This window comes from Mesorhizobium sp. M0051 (genome assembly GCF_040323235.1).
GTDB lineage: Bacteria > Pseudomonadota > Alphaproteobacteria > Rhizobiales > Rhizobiaceae > Mesorhizobium.
On record NZ_JAMYUT010000008.1, the window covers coordinates 143100 to 158871 of the forward strand.

At 62.5% G+C, this 15772-nt stretch carries 24 protein-coding genes and 1 tRNA gene; 10 read left to right on the forward strand and 15 right to left on the reverse strand.

Going from position 1 to position 15772, the window contains the following annotated elements; translation table 11 throughout:
* Nucleotides 1-118 precede the first annotated feature (118 nt).
* Entirely contained in the window at nt 119-1492 is a 1374-nt protein-coding gene (locus NKJ90_RS10875) for an NfeD family protein (protein WP_352486096.1), read from the forward strand.
* Nucleotides 1489-2253 carry a slipin family protein gene (locus tag NKJ90_RS10880; RefSeq protein WP_023761048.1) on the forward strand — a complete coding sequence of 255 codons (765 nt, stop codon included), beginning with the start codon at nt 1489-1491 and terminating at the stop codon, nt 2251-2253. The genes NKJ90_RS10875 and NKJ90_RS10880 overlap by 4 nt, the downstream gene beginning before the upstream one ends.
* A gap of 78 nt (nt 2254-2331) precedes the next feature.
* On the opposite strand, the gene NKJ90_RS10885 is transcribed toward NKJ90_RS10880, so the two are convergent.
* On the reverse strand, nt 2332-2523 hold the full coding sequence (locus NKJ90_RS10885) for a hypothetical protein (protein ID WP_084025555.1): 192 nt from the start codon (nt 2521-2523) through the stop codon (nt 2332-2334).
* Nucleotides 2524-2864: 341 nt separating this feature from the next.
* On the opposite strand from NKJ90_RS10885, the gene NKJ90_RS10890 reads away from it, so the two are divergent.
* Nucleotides 2865-3299, forward strand: a complete 435-nt coding sequence (locus NKJ90_RS10890) for a hypothetical protein (protein ID WP_023761047.1) — start codon at nt 2865-2867, stop codon at nt 3297-3299.
* 196 nt (nt 3300-3495) lie between these two features.
* Here NKJ90_RS10890 and NKJ90_RS10895 read toward each other — a convergent pair whose 3' ends face one another.
* From NKJ90_RS10895 to NKJ90_RS10905, 3 genes are all read right to left on the reverse strand, one after another.
* Nucleotides 3496-4497, reverse strand: a complete 1002-nt coding sequence (locus NKJ90_RS10895) for an aldo/keto reductase (protein WP_023761046.1) — start codon at nt 4495-4497, stop codon at nt 3496-3498.
* Between the two features lie 73 nt (nt 4498-4570).
* On the reverse strand, nt 4571-4843 hold the full coding sequence (locus NKJ90_RS10900; RefSeq protein ID WP_352486097.1) for a DUF982 domain-containing protein: 273 nt from the start codon (nt 4841-4843) through the stop codon (nt 4571-4573).
* 101 nt (nt 4844-4944) lie between these two features.
* Nucleotides 4945-5244: a hypothetical protein gene (locus NKJ90_RS10905; RefSeq protein WP_023761044.1), complete on the reverse strand. Its 300-nt coding sequence runs from the start codon at nt 5242-5244 to the stop codon at nt 4945-4947.
* 270 nt (nt 5245-5514) lie between these two features.
* Between NKJ90_RS10905 and NKJ90_RS10910 the strand changes: the two genes are divergently transcribed.
* On the forward strand, nt 5515-5754 hold the full coding sequence (locus NKJ90_RS10910; protein ID WP_023761043.1) for a hypothetical protein: 240 nt from the start codon (nt 5515-5517) through the stop codon (nt 5752-5754).
* A 69-nt stretch (nt 5755-5823) separates the two neighbouring features.
* Here NKJ90_RS10910 and NKJ90_RS10915 read toward each other — a convergent pair whose 3' ends face one another.
* Nucleotides 5824-6030, reverse strand: a complete 207-nt coding sequence (locus NKJ90_RS10915; protein WP_023761042.1) for a hypothetical protein — start codon at nt 6028-6030, stop codon at nt 5824-5826.
* 216 nt (nt 6031-6246) lie between these two features.
* Here NKJ90_RS10915 and NKJ90_RS10920 point away from each other — a divergent pair, with 216 nt between their 5' ends.
* Both NKJ90_RS10920 and NKJ90_RS10925 read left to right on the forward strand, forming a co-directional pair.
* On the forward strand, nt 6247-6597 hold the full coding sequence (locus NKJ90_RS10920) for a type II toxin-antitoxin system RelE/ParE family toxin (RefSeq protein WP_023761041.1): 351 nt from the start codon (nt 6247-6249) through the stop codon (nt 6595-6597).
* Nucleotides 6594-6911, forward strand: coding sequence for a helix-turn-helix domain-containing protein (locus NKJ90_RS10925; RefSeq protein ID WP_023761040.1), 318 nt, complete (start codon nt 6594-6596; stop codon nt 6909-6911). Before NKJ90_RS10920 ends, NKJ90_RS10925 begins: the two co-directional genes overlap by 4 nt.
* Nucleotides 6912-6932: 21 nt before the next feature.
* Here NKJ90_RS10925 and NKJ90_RS10930 read toward each other — a convergent pair.
* The 3 genes from NKJ90_RS10930 to NKJ90_RS10940 form a co-directional block, all read right to left on the reverse strand.
* A tRNA-Gln gene (locus tag NKJ90_RS10930) sits at nt 6933-7006 on the reverse strand.
* An 80-nt stretch (nt 7007-7086) separates the two neighbouring features.
* Entirely contained in the window at nt 7087-7380 is a 294-nt protein-coding gene (locus tag NKJ90_RS10935; protein ID WP_023761039.1) for a hypothetical protein, read from the reverse strand.
* 23 nt (nt 7381-7403) lie between these two features.
* Nucleotides 7404-7622, reverse strand: coding sequence for a hypothetical protein (locus NKJ90_RS10940; protein WP_031260708.1), 219 nt, complete (start codon nt 7620-7622; stop codon nt 7404-7406).
* 42 nt (nt 7623-7664) lie between these two features.
* Between NKJ90_RS10940 and NKJ90_RS10945 the strand changes: the two genes are divergently transcribed.
* Nucleotides 7665-8768, forward strand: a complete 1104-nt coding sequence (locus tag NKJ90_RS10945) for a PAS domain S-box protein (RefSeq protein ID WP_502904903.1) — start codon at nt 7665-7667, stop codon at nt 8766-8768.
* Between the two features lie 23 nt (nt 8769-8791).
* Here the strand turns inward: NKJ90_RS10945 and NKJ90_RS10950 are convergent, their stop codons facing one another.
* Nucleotides 8792-9700: an alpha/beta fold hydrolase gene (locus tag NKJ90_RS10950; protein ID WP_023761036.1), complete on the reverse strand. Its 909-nt coding sequence runs from the start codon at nt 9698-9700 to the stop codon at nt 8792-8794.
* A gap of 148 nt (nt 9701-9848) precedes the next feature.
* Here NKJ90_RS10950 and NKJ90_RS10955 point away from each other — a divergent pair, with 148 nt between their 5' ends.
* Nucleotides 9849-10151 (forward strand): hypothetical protein, encoded by a 303-nt coding sequence (locus tag NKJ90_RS10955; RefSeq protein WP_023761035.1) that lies wholly within the window; start codon nt 9849-9851, stop codon nt 10149-10151.
* Between the two features lie 109 nt (nt 10152-10260).
* On the opposite strand, the gene NKJ90_RS10960 is transcribed toward NKJ90_RS10955, so the two are convergent.
* From NKJ90_RS10960 to NKJ90_RS10975, 4 genes are all read right to left on the reverse strand, one after another.
* Nucleotides 10261-10506, reverse strand: a complete 246-nt coding sequence (locus NKJ90_RS10960; protein ID WP_023761034.1) for a DUF982 domain-containing protein — start codon at nt 10504-10506, stop codon at nt 10261-10263.
* 12 nt (nt 10507-10518) lie between these two features.
* Complete coding sequence (locus tag NKJ90_RS10965; protein ID WP_023761033.1) at nt 10519-10755, reverse strand: DUF982 domain-containing protein; 237 nt, start codon at nt 10753-10755, stop codon at nt 10519-10521.
* Nucleotides 10756-10902: 147 nt separating this feature from the next.
* Nucleotides 10903-11346 carry a GFA family protein gene (locus NKJ90_RS10970; protein ID WP_023761032.1) on the reverse strand — a complete coding sequence of 148 codons (444 nt, stop codon included), beginning with the start codon at nt 11344-11346 and terminating at the stop codon, nt 10903-10905.
* Between the two features lie 98 nt (nt 11347-11444).
* Complete coding sequence (locus tag NKJ90_RS10975; RefSeq protein WP_023761031.1) at nt 11445-11624, reverse strand: DUF3606 domain-containing protein; 180 nt, start codon at nt 11622-11624, stop codon at nt 11445-11447.
* A 255-nt stretch (nt 11625-11879) separates the two neighbouring features.
* Here NKJ90_RS10975 and NKJ90_RS10980 point away from each other — a divergent pair, with 255 nt between their 5' ends.
* Nucleotides 11880-12323, forward strand: a complete 444-nt coding sequence (locus NKJ90_RS10980; RefSeq protein WP_023761030.1) for a DoxX family protein — start codon at nt 11880-11882, stop codon at nt 12321-12323.
* A gap of 9 nt (nt 12324-12332) precedes the next feature.
* Here NKJ90_RS10980 and NKJ90_RS10985 read toward each other — a convergent pair whose 3' ends face one another.
* Both NKJ90_RS10985 and NKJ90_RS10990 read right to left on the reverse strand, forming a co-directional pair.
* On the reverse strand, nt 12333-12638 hold the full coding sequence (locus tag NKJ90_RS10985; RefSeq protein WP_023761029.1) for a hypothetical protein: 306 nt from the start codon (nt 12636-12638) through the stop codon (nt 12333-12335).
* 102 nt (nt 12639-12740) lie between these two features.
* Nucleotides 12741-13010 carry a hypothetical protein gene (locus tag NKJ90_RS10990; protein WP_023761028.1) on the reverse strand — a complete coding sequence of 90 codons (270 nt, stop codon included), beginning with the start codon at nt 13008-13010 and terminating at the stop codon, nt 12741-12743.
* 205 nt (nt 13011-13215) lie between these two features.
* Here NKJ90_RS10990 and NKJ90_RS10995 point away from each other — a divergent pair, with 205 nt between their 5' ends.
* Nucleotides 13216-15711 carry a hypothetical protein gene (locus tag NKJ90_RS10995; protein ID WP_198032261.1) on the forward strand — a complete coding sequence of 832 codons (2496 nt, stop codon included), beginning with the start codon at nt 13216-13218 and terminating at the stop codon, nt 15709-15711.
* The last annotated feature ends 61 nt before the right edge of the window (nt 15712-15772 follow it).

Here is a 15772-nt window from a genome sequence, read left to right on the forward strand (position 1 = left end):
TGCGCCCCATGCTTTTGCCGTCCGGCCCGCGGAGCCGGGTTGTCGGCTTGCAATCCTGCGACCGCGCCAGGGAGTTCGGTGGGATCGGGTCCGGTATCCTGCCCAGGGAGTTTAGAGCGTGAACCTCGCGCGGATGGCGGTTCTTGCCGCGGCCCTCATGGCCGCCGCGGTCGCCAGTCCCTCTTCCGCAACCGGAGAGGCGACGCAGAAGCTGGCGTTGCGCGTCGAGATGGACGGCGCCATCGGTCCGGCGAGCGCGAGGCAGCTCAAGGAGGCATTGGCCGAGGCCGCCGAGCGGCACGCCGAGGTTCTCATCCTCGAGATCGACACACCAGGCGGGCTGGTCACCTCGATGCGCGAGATGATTGCCGATATCCTTGCCTCGCCCGTTCCCGTCATCGGCTATGTCGCCCCGGCCGGCGCGCATGCGGCAAGTGCCGGAACCTATATTCTTTATGCGACCCATGTCGCGGCGATGGCGCCCGGCACTAACCTGGGCGCCGCCACACCGGTCGAACTTGGCGGGCTGCCGTCTCTGCCCGGTGGCGGCGACCAGGATAAGGGCGACCAGAAGAACGCCACCGGGGCGCCGGCGGGCGACGCGATGATGAGCAAGGTGACGAACGACGCGGTCGCCTTGATCCGTTCGCTGGCCGAACTGCGCGGGCGTAATGCCGACTGGGGGGAAAAGGCCGTGCGCGAGGCGGCCAGCCTCTCCGCCGACGCGGCACTTCAGGCACATGTCGTCGACCTCGTCGCCCACGACACGGCCGAACTGCTGCAGCTTGCCGACGGCCGCATGGTCGAGGCAGCCGGCAAGAAACGGGTGTTGGCGACCAAGGACCTCCCGGTCGAGACGCTGGAGCCCGGCTGGCTGATCCGGCTTCTCGCCGTCATCACCGATCCCAACATCGCCGTCATCCTGATGCTGGCCGGCTTCTACGGCCTCGTCTTCGAGTTCACCAGCCCCGGCGCGGTGGCACCCGGCGTGATCGGCACCATCTGTCTTCTGCTCGGGCTTTATGCGCTCAACCTGTTGCCGATCAGCTATGCCGGCCTTGCCCTGATGCTGCTTGGCATCGCCTTCCTCGTCATCGAGGCCTTCAATCCGACGGTGGTGCTTGGGCTTGGCGGCGTGGCCGCCTTCCTGCTCGGCGCCGCCATGCTGCTCAAGGTCGAGGGTCCCGGCTTCGAGATGTCATGGGCGGTCATCGGCACCGCAGCCGCGCTGACGCTTGGCCTGGCGCTGCTGGCCGGCAGCTATCTGTGGGCGGCACGCAAGCGCCTGCCGCGTGTCGGCGCGCAGGCCATGCACGGACTGCCGGCCAAGATCCTCGACTGGTCGGGAAACGAGGGCCATGTGCTGGCCCAAGGCGAGCGCTGGCGGGCCAAAGGCGACGAACCGCTCGCCCCTGGCGACAGCGTCGAGGTGGCCGATGTCAGCGGTCTCATGCTGACGGTCCGGCGCAGGAACAATGGAGCAAGGCAATGATCATCGGTTACGTGGCCTATCTGATACTCGCCCTTCTCGTGCTGATGTTCCTCTCCGCGGCCATTCGCATCCTGCGGGAATATGAGCGCGGCGTGGTCTTCACGCTCGGCCGCTTCACCGGGGTGAAGGGCCCCGGCCTGATCCTCCTCGTTCCCTTCGTTCAGCAGATGGTGCGGGTCGACCTGCGCGTGGTGGTGCAGGACGTGCCGCCGCAGGACGTGATCTCGCGCGACAACGTCTCGGTGAAGGTCAACGCCGTGCTCTATTTCCGCATCGTCGACGCCGAGCGGGCAATCATCCAGGTCGAGGACTTCATGACCGCTACCAACCAGCTGGCGCAAACCACATTGCGCTCGGTGCTCGGCAAGCACGAACTCGATGAGATGCTGGCCGAGCGCGACAAGCTGAACAGCGACATCCAGGAGATACTGGACCAGCGGACCGACGCCTGGGGCATCAAGGTCTCCAATGTCGAGATCAAGCATGTCGATCTCAACGAGAGCATGATCCGCGCCATCGCCAAGCAGGCCGAGGCCGAAAGGCTGCGGCGCGCCAAGGTGATCAATGCCGATGGCGAGCAGCAGGCGGCGGCAAAGCTGGTCGAGGCCGGCAAGATGCTGGCGGCCGAGCCGCAGGCAATGCAGTTGCGCTATTTCGAGGCGTTGCACGACATCGCCGGCGAGCGCTCGTCGACGGTGGTGTTCCCGCTGCCGGTGGACCTGCTCACGATCTTCAACAAAAAGTCGGACAGCGCCAAGTGAACCGGCCTCGTTCCCGACGGCGCACTGCCGCCGGATGGTGAACCGCGTGCAGCAAGATGCCGGTCTCCCGCATGATGATCATGACCATTGCCGGCGGTCCGGACCGGGACCCGTGTGCTTGGGCGGCCGGTCGTTTTCATCCGGATTGGGGACCGGCTCTTCATCCGGAAGACCGTCCGGATCCGGCTCGCGCATGGGCTTCGGTTGGGGAACCGGCGGCGGCGTGGGTGTTGGAATAGGCGTTGGGTCGGGGTTAGGCAGAATGGCCATAACAACTCCTGCGTGGGCGCTTGGTGGTTGGTCGACATCCGGCGGGACCAACCGACATCCAGGTGTCCTCAGTCAGAAAGTCATCGAGCGATCTTAGTCTCGCGCGTCCTTGACAGCGTCTCGACCAGGGCTGATGCGGGCAGAACGGTCGGGCTTGCGGATTGGTTCCGCCGCGGTTTCGATTGCGACCGGGACGCGGGATCGCGAGCAGCTTAGCGGAAAGGAGCCACGCCGCCCAAATGAATCGCCGTAGCGCGCACCTCCGGGTCTTGCCGACCTCACCGGGCGCCATAATTCCATTCAAGGCTGAACCGAATTCAGCCGCTGAATAGGAGGCGTCCGTGAAGCATCAAACCGTTGACCAACTGAATGCCGTTGCCGACGTCCACGCCGAGGCAACCCATCTTCTCGCGACCCGAGGCGAACGCCTCGAACGCTGGGCGCAGCTTCTGGAGCAAAATCCCAACAGGGTCCTAGGGGCGCTGACGGGGACCGAGCACCAATCTGTGGAGACGCGCGAAAGAATGCGTTCCGCGGGATCACCGATCACGATTGCTTTCGAAGATCCGGTGTTTCGCGCGCTCGGCTTGAAGGAAGATACCTACGGTGAAGCCAAGCGCTTCTTCGAACTGACCGATTGGCAGCTCCACGGGATCGTCTGCCACTGCCATGTAGGCGCCACGATGACGGCACGATGGGCCGCATCCCGTGTCCGCGCGGCAATGTCTGGAAGATCCGGTTTCTTCGCCTGGCTGCGAGGAGCGTTTATGCACTAAAGGCCGATGCCCGGCTGGCAGAAAATCGCGCGCGGTATCGAGCTGGGCTGAACGACTTGAAGAACAATGAGGCGGAAGCGGGCCTCTCCGCCTCCTGTCGATTGTGCTGGATGGCGCCGCTTGACGCAGTCGCCCGCCGAACATGATGCCGGCCAATGCTTTGCGTCGAATATCGGAAGGCTACGGCGCCGCCGCTCTACCGATCGACCATCGCCATGCCGCGCTCGGTGTAGCGTGGGCCAGCGATTTTTCCGGGCGCCAGGGCGTCGTCGAGCGCGGCCATTTCGGAGGCGTCGAGTTTCAGCGATGCGGCGGCGACGTTCTCCTCCAGATATCTGATCCGCTTGGTGCCGGGGATCGGCACGATGTCGATGCCGAAGCCGCCGCCCTTCTGCAGCAGCCAGGCCAACGCGATCTGGCCGGGCTTGACGCCCCGGGCAGTCGCGACGTCGCGCACCTTGGCCGCCGCCTCGACATTGGCGTCGTAGTTTTGCCCCTGATAGCGCGGGTCGTTGCGGCGGTAGTCGCCTTCGGCATAGTCCTCCGCGCGCTTGACCTCGCCGGTAAGAAAACCGCGGCCGAGCGGCGAAAACGGCACAAGGCCGATGCCGAGTTGCCTGAGCAGCGGGATGATCTCCGGCTCGAGATTGCGCTCCCATAGCGAGTATTCGCTCTGCACCGCCGACACCGGATGCACGGCATGCGCCCGGCGGATGTTGGCCGCACCCGCCTCCGACAGGCCGAAGAAGCGCACCTTTCCCTCGGCGACAAGTTCGCGGACGGCGCCCGCGACATCCTCCATCGGTACCGCCGGGTCGACGCGGTGCTGGTAGATGAGGTCGATATGGTCAGTGGCGAGCCGGCCGAGCGAGGCTTCCACGGCCTCGCGGATGTGCTCGGGCCGGCTATCGGTTCCGACCTGCTTGCCGTTTTCGATGCGGAAGCCGAATTTGGTGGCGATCGTCACCTGGTCGCGCTTTCCCTTCAAAGCCCGGCCGAGCAGTGCCTCGTTGGTGAAAGGACCATAGACCTCGGCGGTGTCGAGGAAAGTGCAGCCGAGTTCGATGGCGCGGTGCAGCGTGGCGATGGATTCGGACTCATCGGCCGGACCGTAGGACTGGCTCATGCCCATGCAGCCGAGGCCGATGGCCGAGACTTGCAGCCCCTGGCTGCCGAGCTTGCGTGTCTTCAGGGTCATGATGGGGTCTCCAGGAGGGGGATGCCGCGACTATAGCAGCCGCACCGACTTTGGCCGATCTAATCGACGCGGCCTACTCGACAAGGATGTGGGCTTCACGTGCGGCCTCGACAAGCGCCGACCTGGCGATATCGGGGGCAACATCGCCGCTCGTCGCCCGGCGGCAGGCGCGCAAAGCCGTTTGATGTTTTGGGCTGCCGGGGTCGCGCCAATGTGTCGTGAGCAATTCAATGGCTTGCTGCGTATTGGACAGATAGTAGATGGAACCGGCGACTCCGACCGACACCGCCACCGGTTTGGAAAACCATGCAGTTTGCATTGGAAACCTCGACTGGGCTGAAGCCATAAACGCATTGGGCAGCCCAAGGTTTCGTCGGTGCCAATCACTCTGGCGTGAGTTTTCCGAAACATGCGGTCTTCGGGTGGAAGACCGTTCCGGAAATTGCCCTATTGGATCGAAGTTGGGCGGGGCAGATCGAGTGGAGAGCTCGCGCGCTCGCCATCCTCGTCAGCGACGCCGTCCGCGAACAGGCCGGCCACGCAGTCGAATTCGATTGCCACGCCAACGAGTTGCGCCGCCTGCAGGACCAGATGCTCAATGTCCTCAAGGGCGACGTTCTCGGCCAGATTCCGGACCCTCACCCGTTCCGCCACCGCCGTGATGTTGATGATGCCGTTCTTCTCAAACGCCACCAGAACCGCTGACGTAACGTCATCGCGCAGGCGCGTCGAATAATCATACCGCATTCGAAACCTCCCGAAGGGGATCGGTTTTCTGTTGCTGGGAGTATGCGCCGAGCGTCGACTCGCGGCAAGGAAAATCTACGAAATTACGTTGAAAATCAATCAGTTAGAATAATTACACGAATGCCCAGTCGGCGTCTATACCTCATTATGTGCGCAATGCGCCGTTCACCCACCACCGGCTCTTGACGCACTATGAGTGCTATCCTAATTATCAGTCGAGTGAGGTAAATACTAATTCGACACATTCTAGGTCCTGAGCGAGGAAACGCCATGGCTGAACTGGAACGCCCCGAACGGTTGCAAATCATGCTTACGTCCGATGAGTTGGCGGCGCTGGAGAATTGGCGCTACGACAAGCGTATGCCGAGCCGCTCGGCCGCGGTTAGGGAATTGCTGCGGCGCGGCTTGACTTCGGATGGATTCCTGACCGCGGAGCACGGGTTGAAGTCGCGGGATTTTGGAATCCTGCCCACCGCCGGCGACGGGATTGCCGAAGGCGGCAAGGATTAACTGCCGCCGCGCTGATCGCGACCAGCAACGTGCTGGCTGATATTGCCGGCACGCGGCTTGCTGTTGCCTCTATAGAATGTTGGTCGTCACTTCGACGACGATCGTTGCACCTTCCAGCGAACCGTTGGTCACATGCACGACGCGGGACACCCGCAGATACTGTGTATTTCCATCGATCGACAGCGAAACGCTTTCCCCGATCCGTGGAACCGCCTGGAAAATTGCATCGGTGGCCTCAGGTCGGTTGTCGATCGATATGCGGCAACTGACGGTCATGGGATATCTCCTGTGTCTGACGGGTGCGGTCGTCAACGCAGGGTCTGCGAAATGGTTTCAGGGAGAGCTTTCTTGGCGGTACCTGCCGCGACGGCATGTTGGCAATGAGCACATTGACCACTGTGCCTCTCGCGCGCAAGCCCGAAATCCGAAGGGAAAACTACGGGACGTCCGTAGTTTGACTTGCCCTTTTACGGAAATTCCGTAGTATTGGCCATGCACACAGTCGTCGAAACGCCAGCATACCTTTCCGCCGGCCACGCCGCCGGCATGTCCGAGGAGGAGCGGACAGAGGTTGTCGAACTTCTCGGAGACGAGCCTCGGTACGGCAAGGTGATGAAGGGCACAGGCGGCTGTCGGAAATTCCGTGTTGCCGGTCGCGGGCATGGCAAGAGCGGCGGCTATCGAATCGTGACCGTGTTCGGCGGTGAGGATATTCCAGTGTTCCTCCTGACCGTGTTCGGCAAGGGCGAGAAGGACAATTTGTCGAAGGCCGAGTGCAATGACCTCGCAAAGCTGACGAAGATCTTGATCGACACCTACGGAAAGAAGGGAAAAGCGAAATGAGCAAGAGTGCGTTCAACAAGATCAGGGCCGGTCTCGACGACGCCATCGCGTTCGCTGAGGGTGATACCGACGGGGCCGTGATCCATGTGCCGGAGCGGGTCGATGTCCGCGCAATTCGCAAAGTCCTCCACCTCAATCAAGAGGCCTTCGCAGCCCGGTTCGGCTTCGGCCTTGCTCGTTTGCGCGATTGGGAGCAGGGCAGGTCAGCGCCCGACAGCGCGGTGCGCGCCTATCTCACCGTGATCAAGAAGAACCCCGAGGCCGTGGAGCAGGCACTTGGCGCCGAGGAGACCGAGGCGCGGCTTGCCGGCTAGGCATCTGTTGAAATCAATTGCTGGTTCCCGCTCATGGGCTCGAACCACGATTCACGCCTTCAAAGGGCGCTGTCCTACCATTAGACGAAGCGGGAAGATGCAATTACGCTAACACCCGTAGCCGGTTCGCGCGCCGGGATCAACGCAGTGCTGCGGCAAAGGCGCGTGGCTGGCATCAGTTCGGGAAGTTGTTGACAGGCTCCTCACAGCGGTAGACCGGGCAGCCGCCGTCACGGGTCGGGACATAGGCCGACATCGGCACCTCGGGCCAGTCGCATTCGTTGCCGAACTGCCTGACATAGCGGTCATAGGTGTCGGGGCCGGTGGTCAGCACCACGGCTCGATGGGTCTGGATCAGTTGCTGGAGCTGATCGCAACTCATCGTGCGGGTATCCGGCCGGGCCTCGGCGAGGCCGGTCGCGGCGAGCAGGATCGCTGCCGTCATCAAGGCAATTTGGCGCATCGGCATGGCGGTTCCCTCGAGATGACGTGTCACGTGAACTGAAGTGTCAGGCGAAACTCGCATTTCGGCCCGAAGTTCCGCAACAGCCAACTGGCCGCTTCCTTGCGGCGCAACCAAACGGGGCGTCGCGCACGCGGATGGGCGGCCGCGGCCGGCGTCGAGCACAGCTCCTTCGTCTTGGCGCGGTCGTTGGAGACCGCCGCCAATCCGCTGACGGAAACAGAATCTTGCGCGGCGATTGCAACCAAATCGGACCGCCGTGCATTGCTGGCGCTGGTGGAACCTGTCCAATGGGCGAGAAAGCTGCGCAAGGAGGGGATGGGACATTGATGGAATTGGCGAACCTTGAGGCGTCGACCAACGTCAGCGCCGACGCACGGCTGGCGGCCATCGTCGATTCGTCCTTCGATGCCATCATCAGCAAGGATCTGAACAGTATCATCACCAGTTGGAACGGGGCGGCGCAGCGCATGTTCGGCTACGCTGCCGAGGAGGCTGTCGGCCGGTCGATGCTGATGCTCGTTCCCGATCATCTCAGGGATGAGGAGGCCGACATCATCGGCCGGGTTGGCAACGGCGAACGGGTGGCCAGCTATGAGACGATCCGGCAACGCAAGGACGGTAGCTTCATTGCCGTGTCGCTCACCATCTCGCCAATCAGGAATATTACAGGCGAGATCATCGGTGCTTCGAAGATCGCCCGCGACATCACCGCGACCAGGGAGAGCGAGCGCAGAATCCGGCATTTGCTGCGAGAGGTGAACCATCGCGTCAAGAACCAGTTCGCGGTGATCCTCTCGATGATCAGGGAGACGAGCAAACGCTCGACCGATCCTCGCGAGTTCGAAGAGCTGATCCGCTCCCGCATCATGGCGCTGTCGAGGTCGCACGATCTGCTGGTGAACTCGGATTGGGCGGGTGCCAGCCTCTTCGACCTCGTCCAGGAGCAGCTCAAGCCATTCGGCCGCGAGGAACAGGTATCGCTCTCCGGACCAGTTTTGACCCTGCAGCCGAACGCCGTGCAAAACCTCGGCATGGCATTTCATGAGCTCGGTACCAACTCTTTCAAATATGGCGCGCTGGCGTGCGATGCCGGGCGGCTGGAGATCTCCTGGCAGATCGCCAATGGCGTTTCGGGAAACCGGGAAATCCATCTCGCCTGGGACGAGACGATGCCGGAGCAAGGGGAGCGGCGGGACGAAAGCACGCGCAAGGGCTTCGGCACCGTCGTGCTGCAACGGGTCGCTCCGCAGTCGCTGAACGGCTCGGCGGTCCTGAAGCGGAGCCCGAGCCATCTCAGCTGGTCGCTGACGGCGCCGCTGGAATCGATCATCGTTCCGCCGCTCGGCGCCGAAATCGCTGCTGCCGACAGCGAGACGTCTTTTCGCCTTTGAGGTCTATTCAGCCATTTCACCCGCTACGATCTGTCCGGATGGGCTTCACCGAAGAAGCCGGCCAGCGCCTCGGCGGTCTGTGCCGGGTTCGCCTCGGGAAAGAAATGTCCACCCGGCATCGCCTGGCCGCGCACGTCATCGGCCCAGCCGCGCCACAGCGCCAGCGGCCCGCCTTCACCGGCGTACCACTCCGCGAGTGCGCCCTGGCCGCTCCACAGCGCCAGCAGCGGGCAGCGGATGCGCCGGCCGGTGGCCCTGTCCGACCGGTCATGCTCGCGGTCGAGCGTGGCCGCTGCCCGATATTCCTCGCAGATGGCATGGATGTGGGAAGGCACGCGCAAGGCATCGATATAGGCCCGCCGTACCTCGGGTGGAAACACCGAAGGCGACGAGCCCCAGCCGCTGAGTGCATTGTCGACGATCGCCTCGGCGGCACCTGCCAGGATCTTTTCCGGCAGCGGCTCGGGCTGTGCCAGCAACGACCATGGCCAGTAGCCCAGCGCCAGCCTGTCGTCGGTCCGATCCCAGGCATCGGCCGTGGCCACGATGTCGAGCACGGCAAGCCGGTCGATGCGGTCCGGATGATCGAGCGCCATCCGGTAGGCGACACGGCCGCCGCGGTCATGGCCGGCGACCATGAAGCTTGAGAAACCGAACCTTGCCATCAGCGCCACCATGTCGGCGGCCATGGCGCGCTTGGCATAGGGCGCGTGATCCGCAGCCGACGCCGGACAGGAACTGCCCCCATAGCCGCGCAGATCGGCGCAGACGACGCTGAACCGGCTGGCCAGCGTGGGCGCAATGTCGCGCCACATCAGATGCGTTTGCGGAAAGCCGTGCAGCAACAGCAGCGGCGGCCCGCTGCCGGCACGCAGCGAGAAGATGACGGCGTCGCCGGTGTCGATTTCCGTACTTTGAAAGTCATCGAACATGGTCGCCTCCGGCACACGCCAACGGCCGGCGAACGGGTTTGGTTGCAACACGGTCCGGGCGGAAGCGGCCAACCTTTTTCCTCGACAGGCGTTGTCCCTGTGAAGGGAAGGCCGCCGCGGGCGGCCGTCACAGGAAAGGAGGCCCGGGATGAGAATTCTCGCCATCATACCATGCGGTCTGATGCTGGCGCTGGCGGCGCCGGCGGCTGCCCAGACCGACCAGCAGAACGACAGCACGGCGCCGCAGGCCGACAAATGCCGTGCGCAGCCGGAGCAAGGTGCAAAACAGCAGCCCGACAGCGGCAATCTGACGGAGAAGCTCAGCGATTGCGGCGGTGTGCTGAAACCGCCCCCCACGGGTGATCAAGGAATGGCCGCGCCGGCGCCCGACGAAGGCAAGACGCCGGTGATCAAGCCTGGCGAAGTGCCGCCCCAGCCGCCGAAGCAATAGAGGCAGGGCCTGTTATCGTCGGGCGGCGCAACCTCGTCTGGGGTTCGAGACCTCTCGCCCAGTCGTACAAGGCGACCCTTTCCGTGGGTCCATCGGCGCCAACACATTCTTACCGCACAATCACGCCGGCGTGGCTGCAGAGCGCAGCGAACGCTTCCTGCGCCTGGGCAGCACTTGCCTTGTCTTCCATCGCTGCCTCGACCTGTTCGCGCGCCGCCTGATAAAACGGACCACGCTTGGCCTGCGGCCAGTCGATCAGGATTTCGCTGGCATCCTTGACCGTCGTGACGTCGCGGATAGTGTCCGAGCCATGTGCCTTGATCCGCATCGGCGTGGGCAGCATCAAGTCGGCCATGTCTTGTTCCCGTCACTGGAGGAGTTTTGCTTCGCGCGCGGCGTCGATCATCGCCCGCATCGCCTTTTCCGGCGGCGTCCAGCCGTCCAGCGCGTCGCGACAGCTGCGCAGGGCCGCCCTGTAGCGCTGGCCCTGGCCAGCCGGCCAGTCGCCGAGACATTCCAGGCCTTCCCAGGCGCTGCGGACGATGCGCTCATCCTCGGGGGCGAATTTCAGCCGGATGGGTCGGGGAAACATCTTGTCGTTCAACGGGTCGTCTCCATGACTGATGCCAAACGCATGTCCGCGGGCTTGACCCGAGGCTGCGCAGCGGTTTGGGACAACGACATGCACAAAAAACGAGGCGCCGGATAACGTCGGCGACAGGGCAGGGTTCCCTTCACGAAGGATCAAATTTCACTCGCCCGCATCGATATCCGACAGCGATCTTGGCGCCGGCACCTCGGTGGCGTGCGCCGTCGGCCGGTCATGCTCGAACTGTTCGGTGCCGGGCAAGGCATGCAGCCAGGCTTCGCGCCTCGAGGTCCACAATTCATATTCGGGCGCGAGATCGGTCGGCGCGACGTCGAGGCTGCCGAGCGCCACCTCGGCCTCGGTGTCGTCGACCCAGGCAACGCGGCCGCCGCAGGTCGGGCAAAAGCTGCGCGTGCCGTAGGAGTTGATGAGGCCGGTGGTCTCGAAGGCTTCGCGCGGCCAGACGGCAAAGGCGGAATAGGCCGAGCCGCCGGCCTTGCGGCAATCCTTGCAATGGCAAAGGCCAACGCGCAGCGGCGGTCCGCTGACCGAGAACTGCACGCCACCGCACAGGCAACTGCCGGTCCTGCGTATGCTGTCGGACATGGTCGTGGCCTCCATCCTTGTCAGCCTGCGAGCTGCCGGGCCGGGCGGGATGGGCTCATCCATCAGAGACGATCCCCACCCGATCGTCGCGCCAGGCTCTAGCCGCGTGCCGCCATATGGGCGTCGAGCTTCTTGCGCGATGGCCCGTAGCGCTTGATGATGGTCTGCGCCTCGCTTGGCGGAATGCCGTATTTGCGGGCAAAGGCAGCGACCTCGTAGGTCTCGTCGCTCGAGACCAGCTTGCGGTCCTGTTTGGTCTTCGACTTGTCGTCAGCCATGTCGGTCTCGCTTTCTGTTGTCGGGAACATGCAGCCGTCGGCGCACGATCCCGCGATTAACAGGACATAACACAGATCGGCGCCGCGGGTTCCGCAACCACGACAATAAGCCTGGGTGGTTCCGGCACGGTCATGGATTCAAGGGGCACTCCGGATAAAGCGGGTTTCCAGACAAAAATCTGCTCCGGGGGTGTCGGACCGGGCGTCGGTCGCGCGTCCTTGGGTCGGAACCCATTGCAAACCTGGAGAACGACCATGCCGTCGCAAATCACACAGTCGCAAATCACACAGTCGCCGTGGCAGACCACGGCGCTTCTCATCGCCCGCCTGATCTTCGCCGGCGTCTTCCTGATGGCCGTAAGCTTCAAGTTCATGGGCATGGCGGCGACCGCCGGCTACATCGCTGCGGCCGGCTTTCCGTTTCCACTGTTCCTGGCCTGGTGCGCGGCGATCCTGGAAGTCGCCCTGGTGCTGTGTTTCCTGACCGGTGCCTTCTTCTCGCAGGCGGCCCTGATCGCTGCCGCCTATGTGCTGTTCCTCGGCCTTGCCTTCCACGGACCCAGCCACTGGGCCGGAAACCAGGCCGAGTTCGGCTTCTTCGTCGACCATTTTTCCTTCCTGGCCGGACTGCTGTTTGCCGCCGTGCATGGGCCGGGCAAGGTGCTTTCGCTCAATCTGGGATGGCCGGGTAGGGCTTGAGGCGAAGGATCACAGCTGGTCGTTGTAGGGTTCCTTTATCTTGCCGACCATGCGGGCCAGCTTCGAAAAGGAGGGCATGTCGACCTCCGGCTGGCACTGATTGGCCAGTTCCAGCAGCCGGAGTGGAAAGTTGATGGCGTCGCGGCTGGACGCGGACATGGCTTCGGATCGCTCCTGGCTGGTTTCGCAGGCCTCGGTCTTGCGCAAGGCGAGGTCTATTTCCTCTGCCGTCAGCACCCCCTTTTGAACCAGGAGTCGGTTGATCGATGCGACGGCCATCAGCAGGCCCTCAAGTTGCAGATTGGCGACATTCATGGTGATTGCTCCCGTGACTACGATCGAAACGCGCGAGCGCCGTTTTCGCTCCGAGGCGGCGGATTGCCGGCTGGAATGACCAGCAAGCCGGAGCCAAACGGCCTATTCCTGCGTCAGGCGCTCGCCATATTCGCGCCACAGCGCCTTCACCTCCAGGTCGCCGAGGCGCGCGATGGAAGGATCGCCGCAGCTGATGGCGACGGCGCTGATGTCGTATTGGGGATAGGCGTGGGCGACGAAGCGGATCGCCTCGCCAAGCGAACGCACGCGGATGATCGGATCGGCCTGGCCCTGGCCAGTGCTGCGCACGCCGGAAACCGTGGCCGGTGCATGCCGCATCCTGAACACGGATGCCATGGCTGGTCTGTCCATCGTCCTCTCCCATTAGGCCGTGCGACGGGAATCATTCCATGAGCTTCGTCTAATGATCCCACACCCGCCGGCTCATGGCCAGCCGGCCGGTGAAAACGGGAACTCCTGGCGCCGGTCGGGGCAGCGGCTTCGACCGAAATAGGAATTTTTTCTCAGAATTCCGTTGACGGGTGAGTGCAGCTTTGCCTTCCAGACGCTGAACCCCGTGATCGGTACCGACGACATTGTCCTGTCGTTCTACCAGTCCGACGACACGGTCGGGGATATTCGGGAAGCCGCGCAAGACATCATCGACCAGGCCCAAGCAGCGGCCAATCTCGCGGCCGAAGCGATGACCACGGTAATTGATCCCCAATTCGCCACGCTCGCCGCCGCCCAGGCGTTTTCCCCGCCGATCGCCCCGACCTACATCCGCACTGCGTTCTACGACAGCCACCAAGTGGCGGGCAGCGGCGCCGTCTACCGCAAGAACGGGACCTCGGCAGGGGATCTGGTGATCACCTTGAGCGACGGCGTGACGAAGGCGGGGTATGGGCTGGCAGACACGCCGATTGCATCACAGAAAGGCGCTCGCAAGAATAACTCCAATGACGATGCGCCGTCGGTGCAAGCGTCACACGACCTGGCGCTGGGCGGGGTCAGATTGCCAGCCGGTTCCTACAAGATGGTGCCAAGTTCAGTCTCGCCTTTCACCTTCGGCAATTTCTCCACCGTGAACGTCTATCGTGCGGTCGCTCTAACTGCGGACAATGTCACCTTCAATGGCCATGAGGCGGTATTGCACGGTGTGAGCCGAGCCAGCGCTATCGCGGCGGATGTCCAGCCGGTCTTCTCGACCGACAAGAACATGATTGTCGGCACCCGGAAGAACATCACGTTTGACAGTATTACCTTCGACCCTGAAAATAATTCTGATCCAACGAACAGCAACCAACGCTTTGTATATGCGGTCGGCGTCGACGGACTGAGGTTTCTGGATACTAAGGGCAGTTCCAGCGGCAACCGGCGTGGCTACTACGCCCATATCCAGAACAGCAAGAATGTGCAGGTTGACGGACATCGTCACCAGAAGATTACGGGCGGCTTCAATGTTCGCTATGTCGATGGCTTCGTGATGACGAATTTCCTTTTCGAAGACTTCTCGGAAGCGATCGATCTCGACGGCGCCAGCCAACGTGTTGTCATCCGCAATGGAGCGTTCAAGTCGACCGCGCGCGTGAACCAGTGTATCGACGTCAACGACCAACTCGACGCTTCGATCGGTGATTTTTCAGTCAACAACACCGGAAATATCGTCACAATAAACTATAAGACGACGACGCCCGATACGTTTGCGGAATATGTCGCAGGCACGATTGTCAGGAATTTCCAGGTCGGAAAGCGCATCCTTCTGTCAAACATCTCGGGTTCCGCAGTCGGCTCAGCGGCCACTCCGGCTTTTTACATCGGTTGGGATTGGTCGGCAGGAAATCACGCCGGTGCGGCCCCGGTGCAGGACATTACCCTGCAAAACATTATGCTCGACGATCACGGCTACTTCGACATTCGCGAGGCGGTCAACCTGAAGCTCAAGGACATCACCTCCCGCCGGGCACAGTGTGGCTTCAACCATGCCGTGAACTGCATTTCAGCCGCGTCGAATGCCGATCAGATCGCATGGTCTGATCTCGACGTGGATATCGACGGACTGCGCATCGAGGCATCTGATAAAGGCGGCCTGAATATTTCGACACCTTCACAGGCAAAAGTTAGGCGACTGATCACGCGGGGAAACAACACGCTTGGTGGTGCATTTACGGATCTAACAATCACGGGGCTTGCCACTCGTGCCGGACGCGCTTCCGTCGACGAGTGCGATATCGGCGGCAATGTTGTGTTGAACGGCGACAGCACCGCCATAGCGGCTTGGACTGGTGACACGATCTACAAGCGCAACGCTATTGTGACCAACGGCGGGAATTTCTATCGCGCAACAGCCGAGGGGAAATCGGCCAGCAATGGCGGGCCAACCGGAACGGCACTTTCTGTCACAGATGACGGCTCGGCATCGATTGCGATGTGGGCGCCGTCGACCGTTTACAGTGCGGATTCAGTACGATCGAACGGTGGCGCGTATTTCATCTGTGTGACGGCAGGCATTTCGGCTGTTGCAGGTGGTCCGGCTGGGACGGATCATCGGATCGCCGATGGTACTGTAGTTTGGCGGCCATTTGGTGGCGCGGTGACGTGGGAATATCTGCTTTTTCCGTATTCTCTTACGTGGGGGAAAAACAATCACGTCAAGGGGATGGTCACCCTCCAAGGTGACGTGCAGAGGTACATATTCGGCGAAAGCATCGCCGCTCAATTCGGTGACTATGCTGCAACGGGGTTGATAAACAAGAGCGTGTTCGTAGCGCGTCGCCGTGGCCGGATTGTTCGGGCCAGCTACCAAGCGACTGCCGATGCCATGGCCGATGCGGCCAATTACCGGAATCTGATCTTGCGACGCCTTCGGGCAGGTGCTTCGGCAAACGTGTCGACCATTGATACCAGCGCAATAGGGTTGACGGCGCTCGTCATGCGCGACGGCGTTGTTGCTGCCAACTCAGCCGGGGCTGACCTGGAGCCGGGCGATGTCATATTCGTCAACTCAAATTCAGTCGGCGCAGGCAGGGCTCTGATAGGGCTTGGCGTAACGGTTGAGTTCATCGAGTTTTGAAGCCTGCGGTCGGGAACGACTGAAGGTGTGCTTTAACGTTGATCAGCGGGCGGTGTGATTC

What these genes read in the sequence shown, in the direction of transcription:
- NKJ90_RS10880 (WP_023761048.1), top strand. Translation starts at nt 1,489, where the DNA reads ATGATCATCGGTTACGTGGCCTATCTGATACTCGCCCTTCTCGTGCTG.
- NKJ90_RS10885 (WP_084025555.1), bottom strand. Translation starts at nt 2,523, where the DNA reads ATGGCCATTCTGCCTAACCCCGACCCAACGCCTATTCCAACACCCACG.
- NKJ90_RS10895 (WP_023761046.1), bottom strand. Translation starts at nt 4,497, where the DNA reads ATGACCCTGAAGACACGCAAGCTCGGCAGCCAGGGGCTGCAAGTCTCG.
- NKJ90_RS10900 (WP_352486097.1), bottom strand. Translation starts at nt 4,843, where the DNA reads ATGGCTTCAGCCCAGTCGAGGTTTCCAATGCAAACTGCATGGTTTTCC.
- NKJ90_RS10905 (WP_023761044.1), bottom strand. Translation starts at nt 5,244, where the DNA reads ATGCGGTATGATTATTCGACGCGCCTGCGCGATGACGTTACGTCAGCG.
- NKJ90_RS10910 (WP_023761043.1), top strand. Translation starts at nt 5,515, where the DNA reads ATGGCTGAACTGGAACGCCCCGAACGGTTGCAAATCATGCTTACGTCC.
- NKJ90_RS10915 (WP_023761042.1), bottom strand. Translation starts at nt 6,030, where the DNA reads ATGACCGTCAGTTGCCGCATATCGATCGACAACCGACCTGAGGCCACC.
- NKJ90_RS10920 (WP_023761041.1), top strand. Translation starts at nt 6,247, where the DNA reads ATGCACACAGTCGTCGAAACGCCAGCATACCTTTCCGCCGGCCACGCC.
- NKJ90_RS10925 (WP_023761040.1), top strand. Translation starts at nt 6,594, where the DNA reads ATGAGCAAGAGTGCGTTCAACAAGATCAGGGCCGGTCTCGACGACGCC.
- NKJ90_RS10935 (WP_023761039.1), bottom strand. Translation starts at nt 7,380, where the DNA reads ATGCCGATGCGCCAAATTGCCTTGATGACGGCAGCGATCCTGCTCGCC.
- NKJ90_RS10945 (WP_502904903.1), top strand. Translation starts at nt 7,665, where the DNA reads ATGGGCGAGAAAGCTGCGCAAGGAGGGGATGGGACATTGATGGAATTG.
- NKJ90_RS10950 (WP_023761036.1), bottom strand. Translation starts at nt 9,700, where the DNA reads ATGTTCGATGACTTTCAAAGTACGGAAATCGACACCGGCGACGCCGTC.
- NKJ90_RS10955 (WP_023761035.1), top strand. Translation starts at nt 9,849, where the DNA reads ATGAGAATTCTCGCCATCATACCATGCGGTCTGATGCTGGCGCTGGCG.
- NKJ90_RS10960 (WP_023761034.1), bottom strand. Translation starts at nt 10,506, where the DNA reads ATGGCCGACTTGATGCTGCCCACGCCGATGCGGATCAAGGCACATGGC.
- NKJ90_RS10970 (WP_023761032.1), bottom strand. Translation starts at nt 11,346, where the DNA reads ATGTCCGACAGCATACGCAGGACCGGCAGTTGCCTGTGCGGTGGCGTG.
- NKJ90_RS10975 (WP_023761031.1), bottom strand. Translation starts at nt 11,624, where the DNA reads ATGGCTGACGACAAGTCGAAGACCAAACAGGACCGCAAGCTGGTCTCG.
- NKJ90_RS10980 (WP_023761030.1), top strand. Translation starts at nt 11,880, where the DNA reads ATGCCGTCGCAAATCACACAGTCGCAAATCACACAGTCGCCGTGGCAG.
- NKJ90_RS10985 (WP_023761029.1), bottom strand. Translation starts at nt 12,638, where the DNA reads ATGAATGTCGCCAATCTGCAACTTGAGGGCCTGCTGATGGCCGTCGCA.
- NKJ90_RS10990 (WP_023761028.1), bottom strand. Translation starts at nt 13,010, where the DNA reads ATGGACAGACCAGCCATGGCATCCGTGTTCAGGATGCGGCATGCACCG.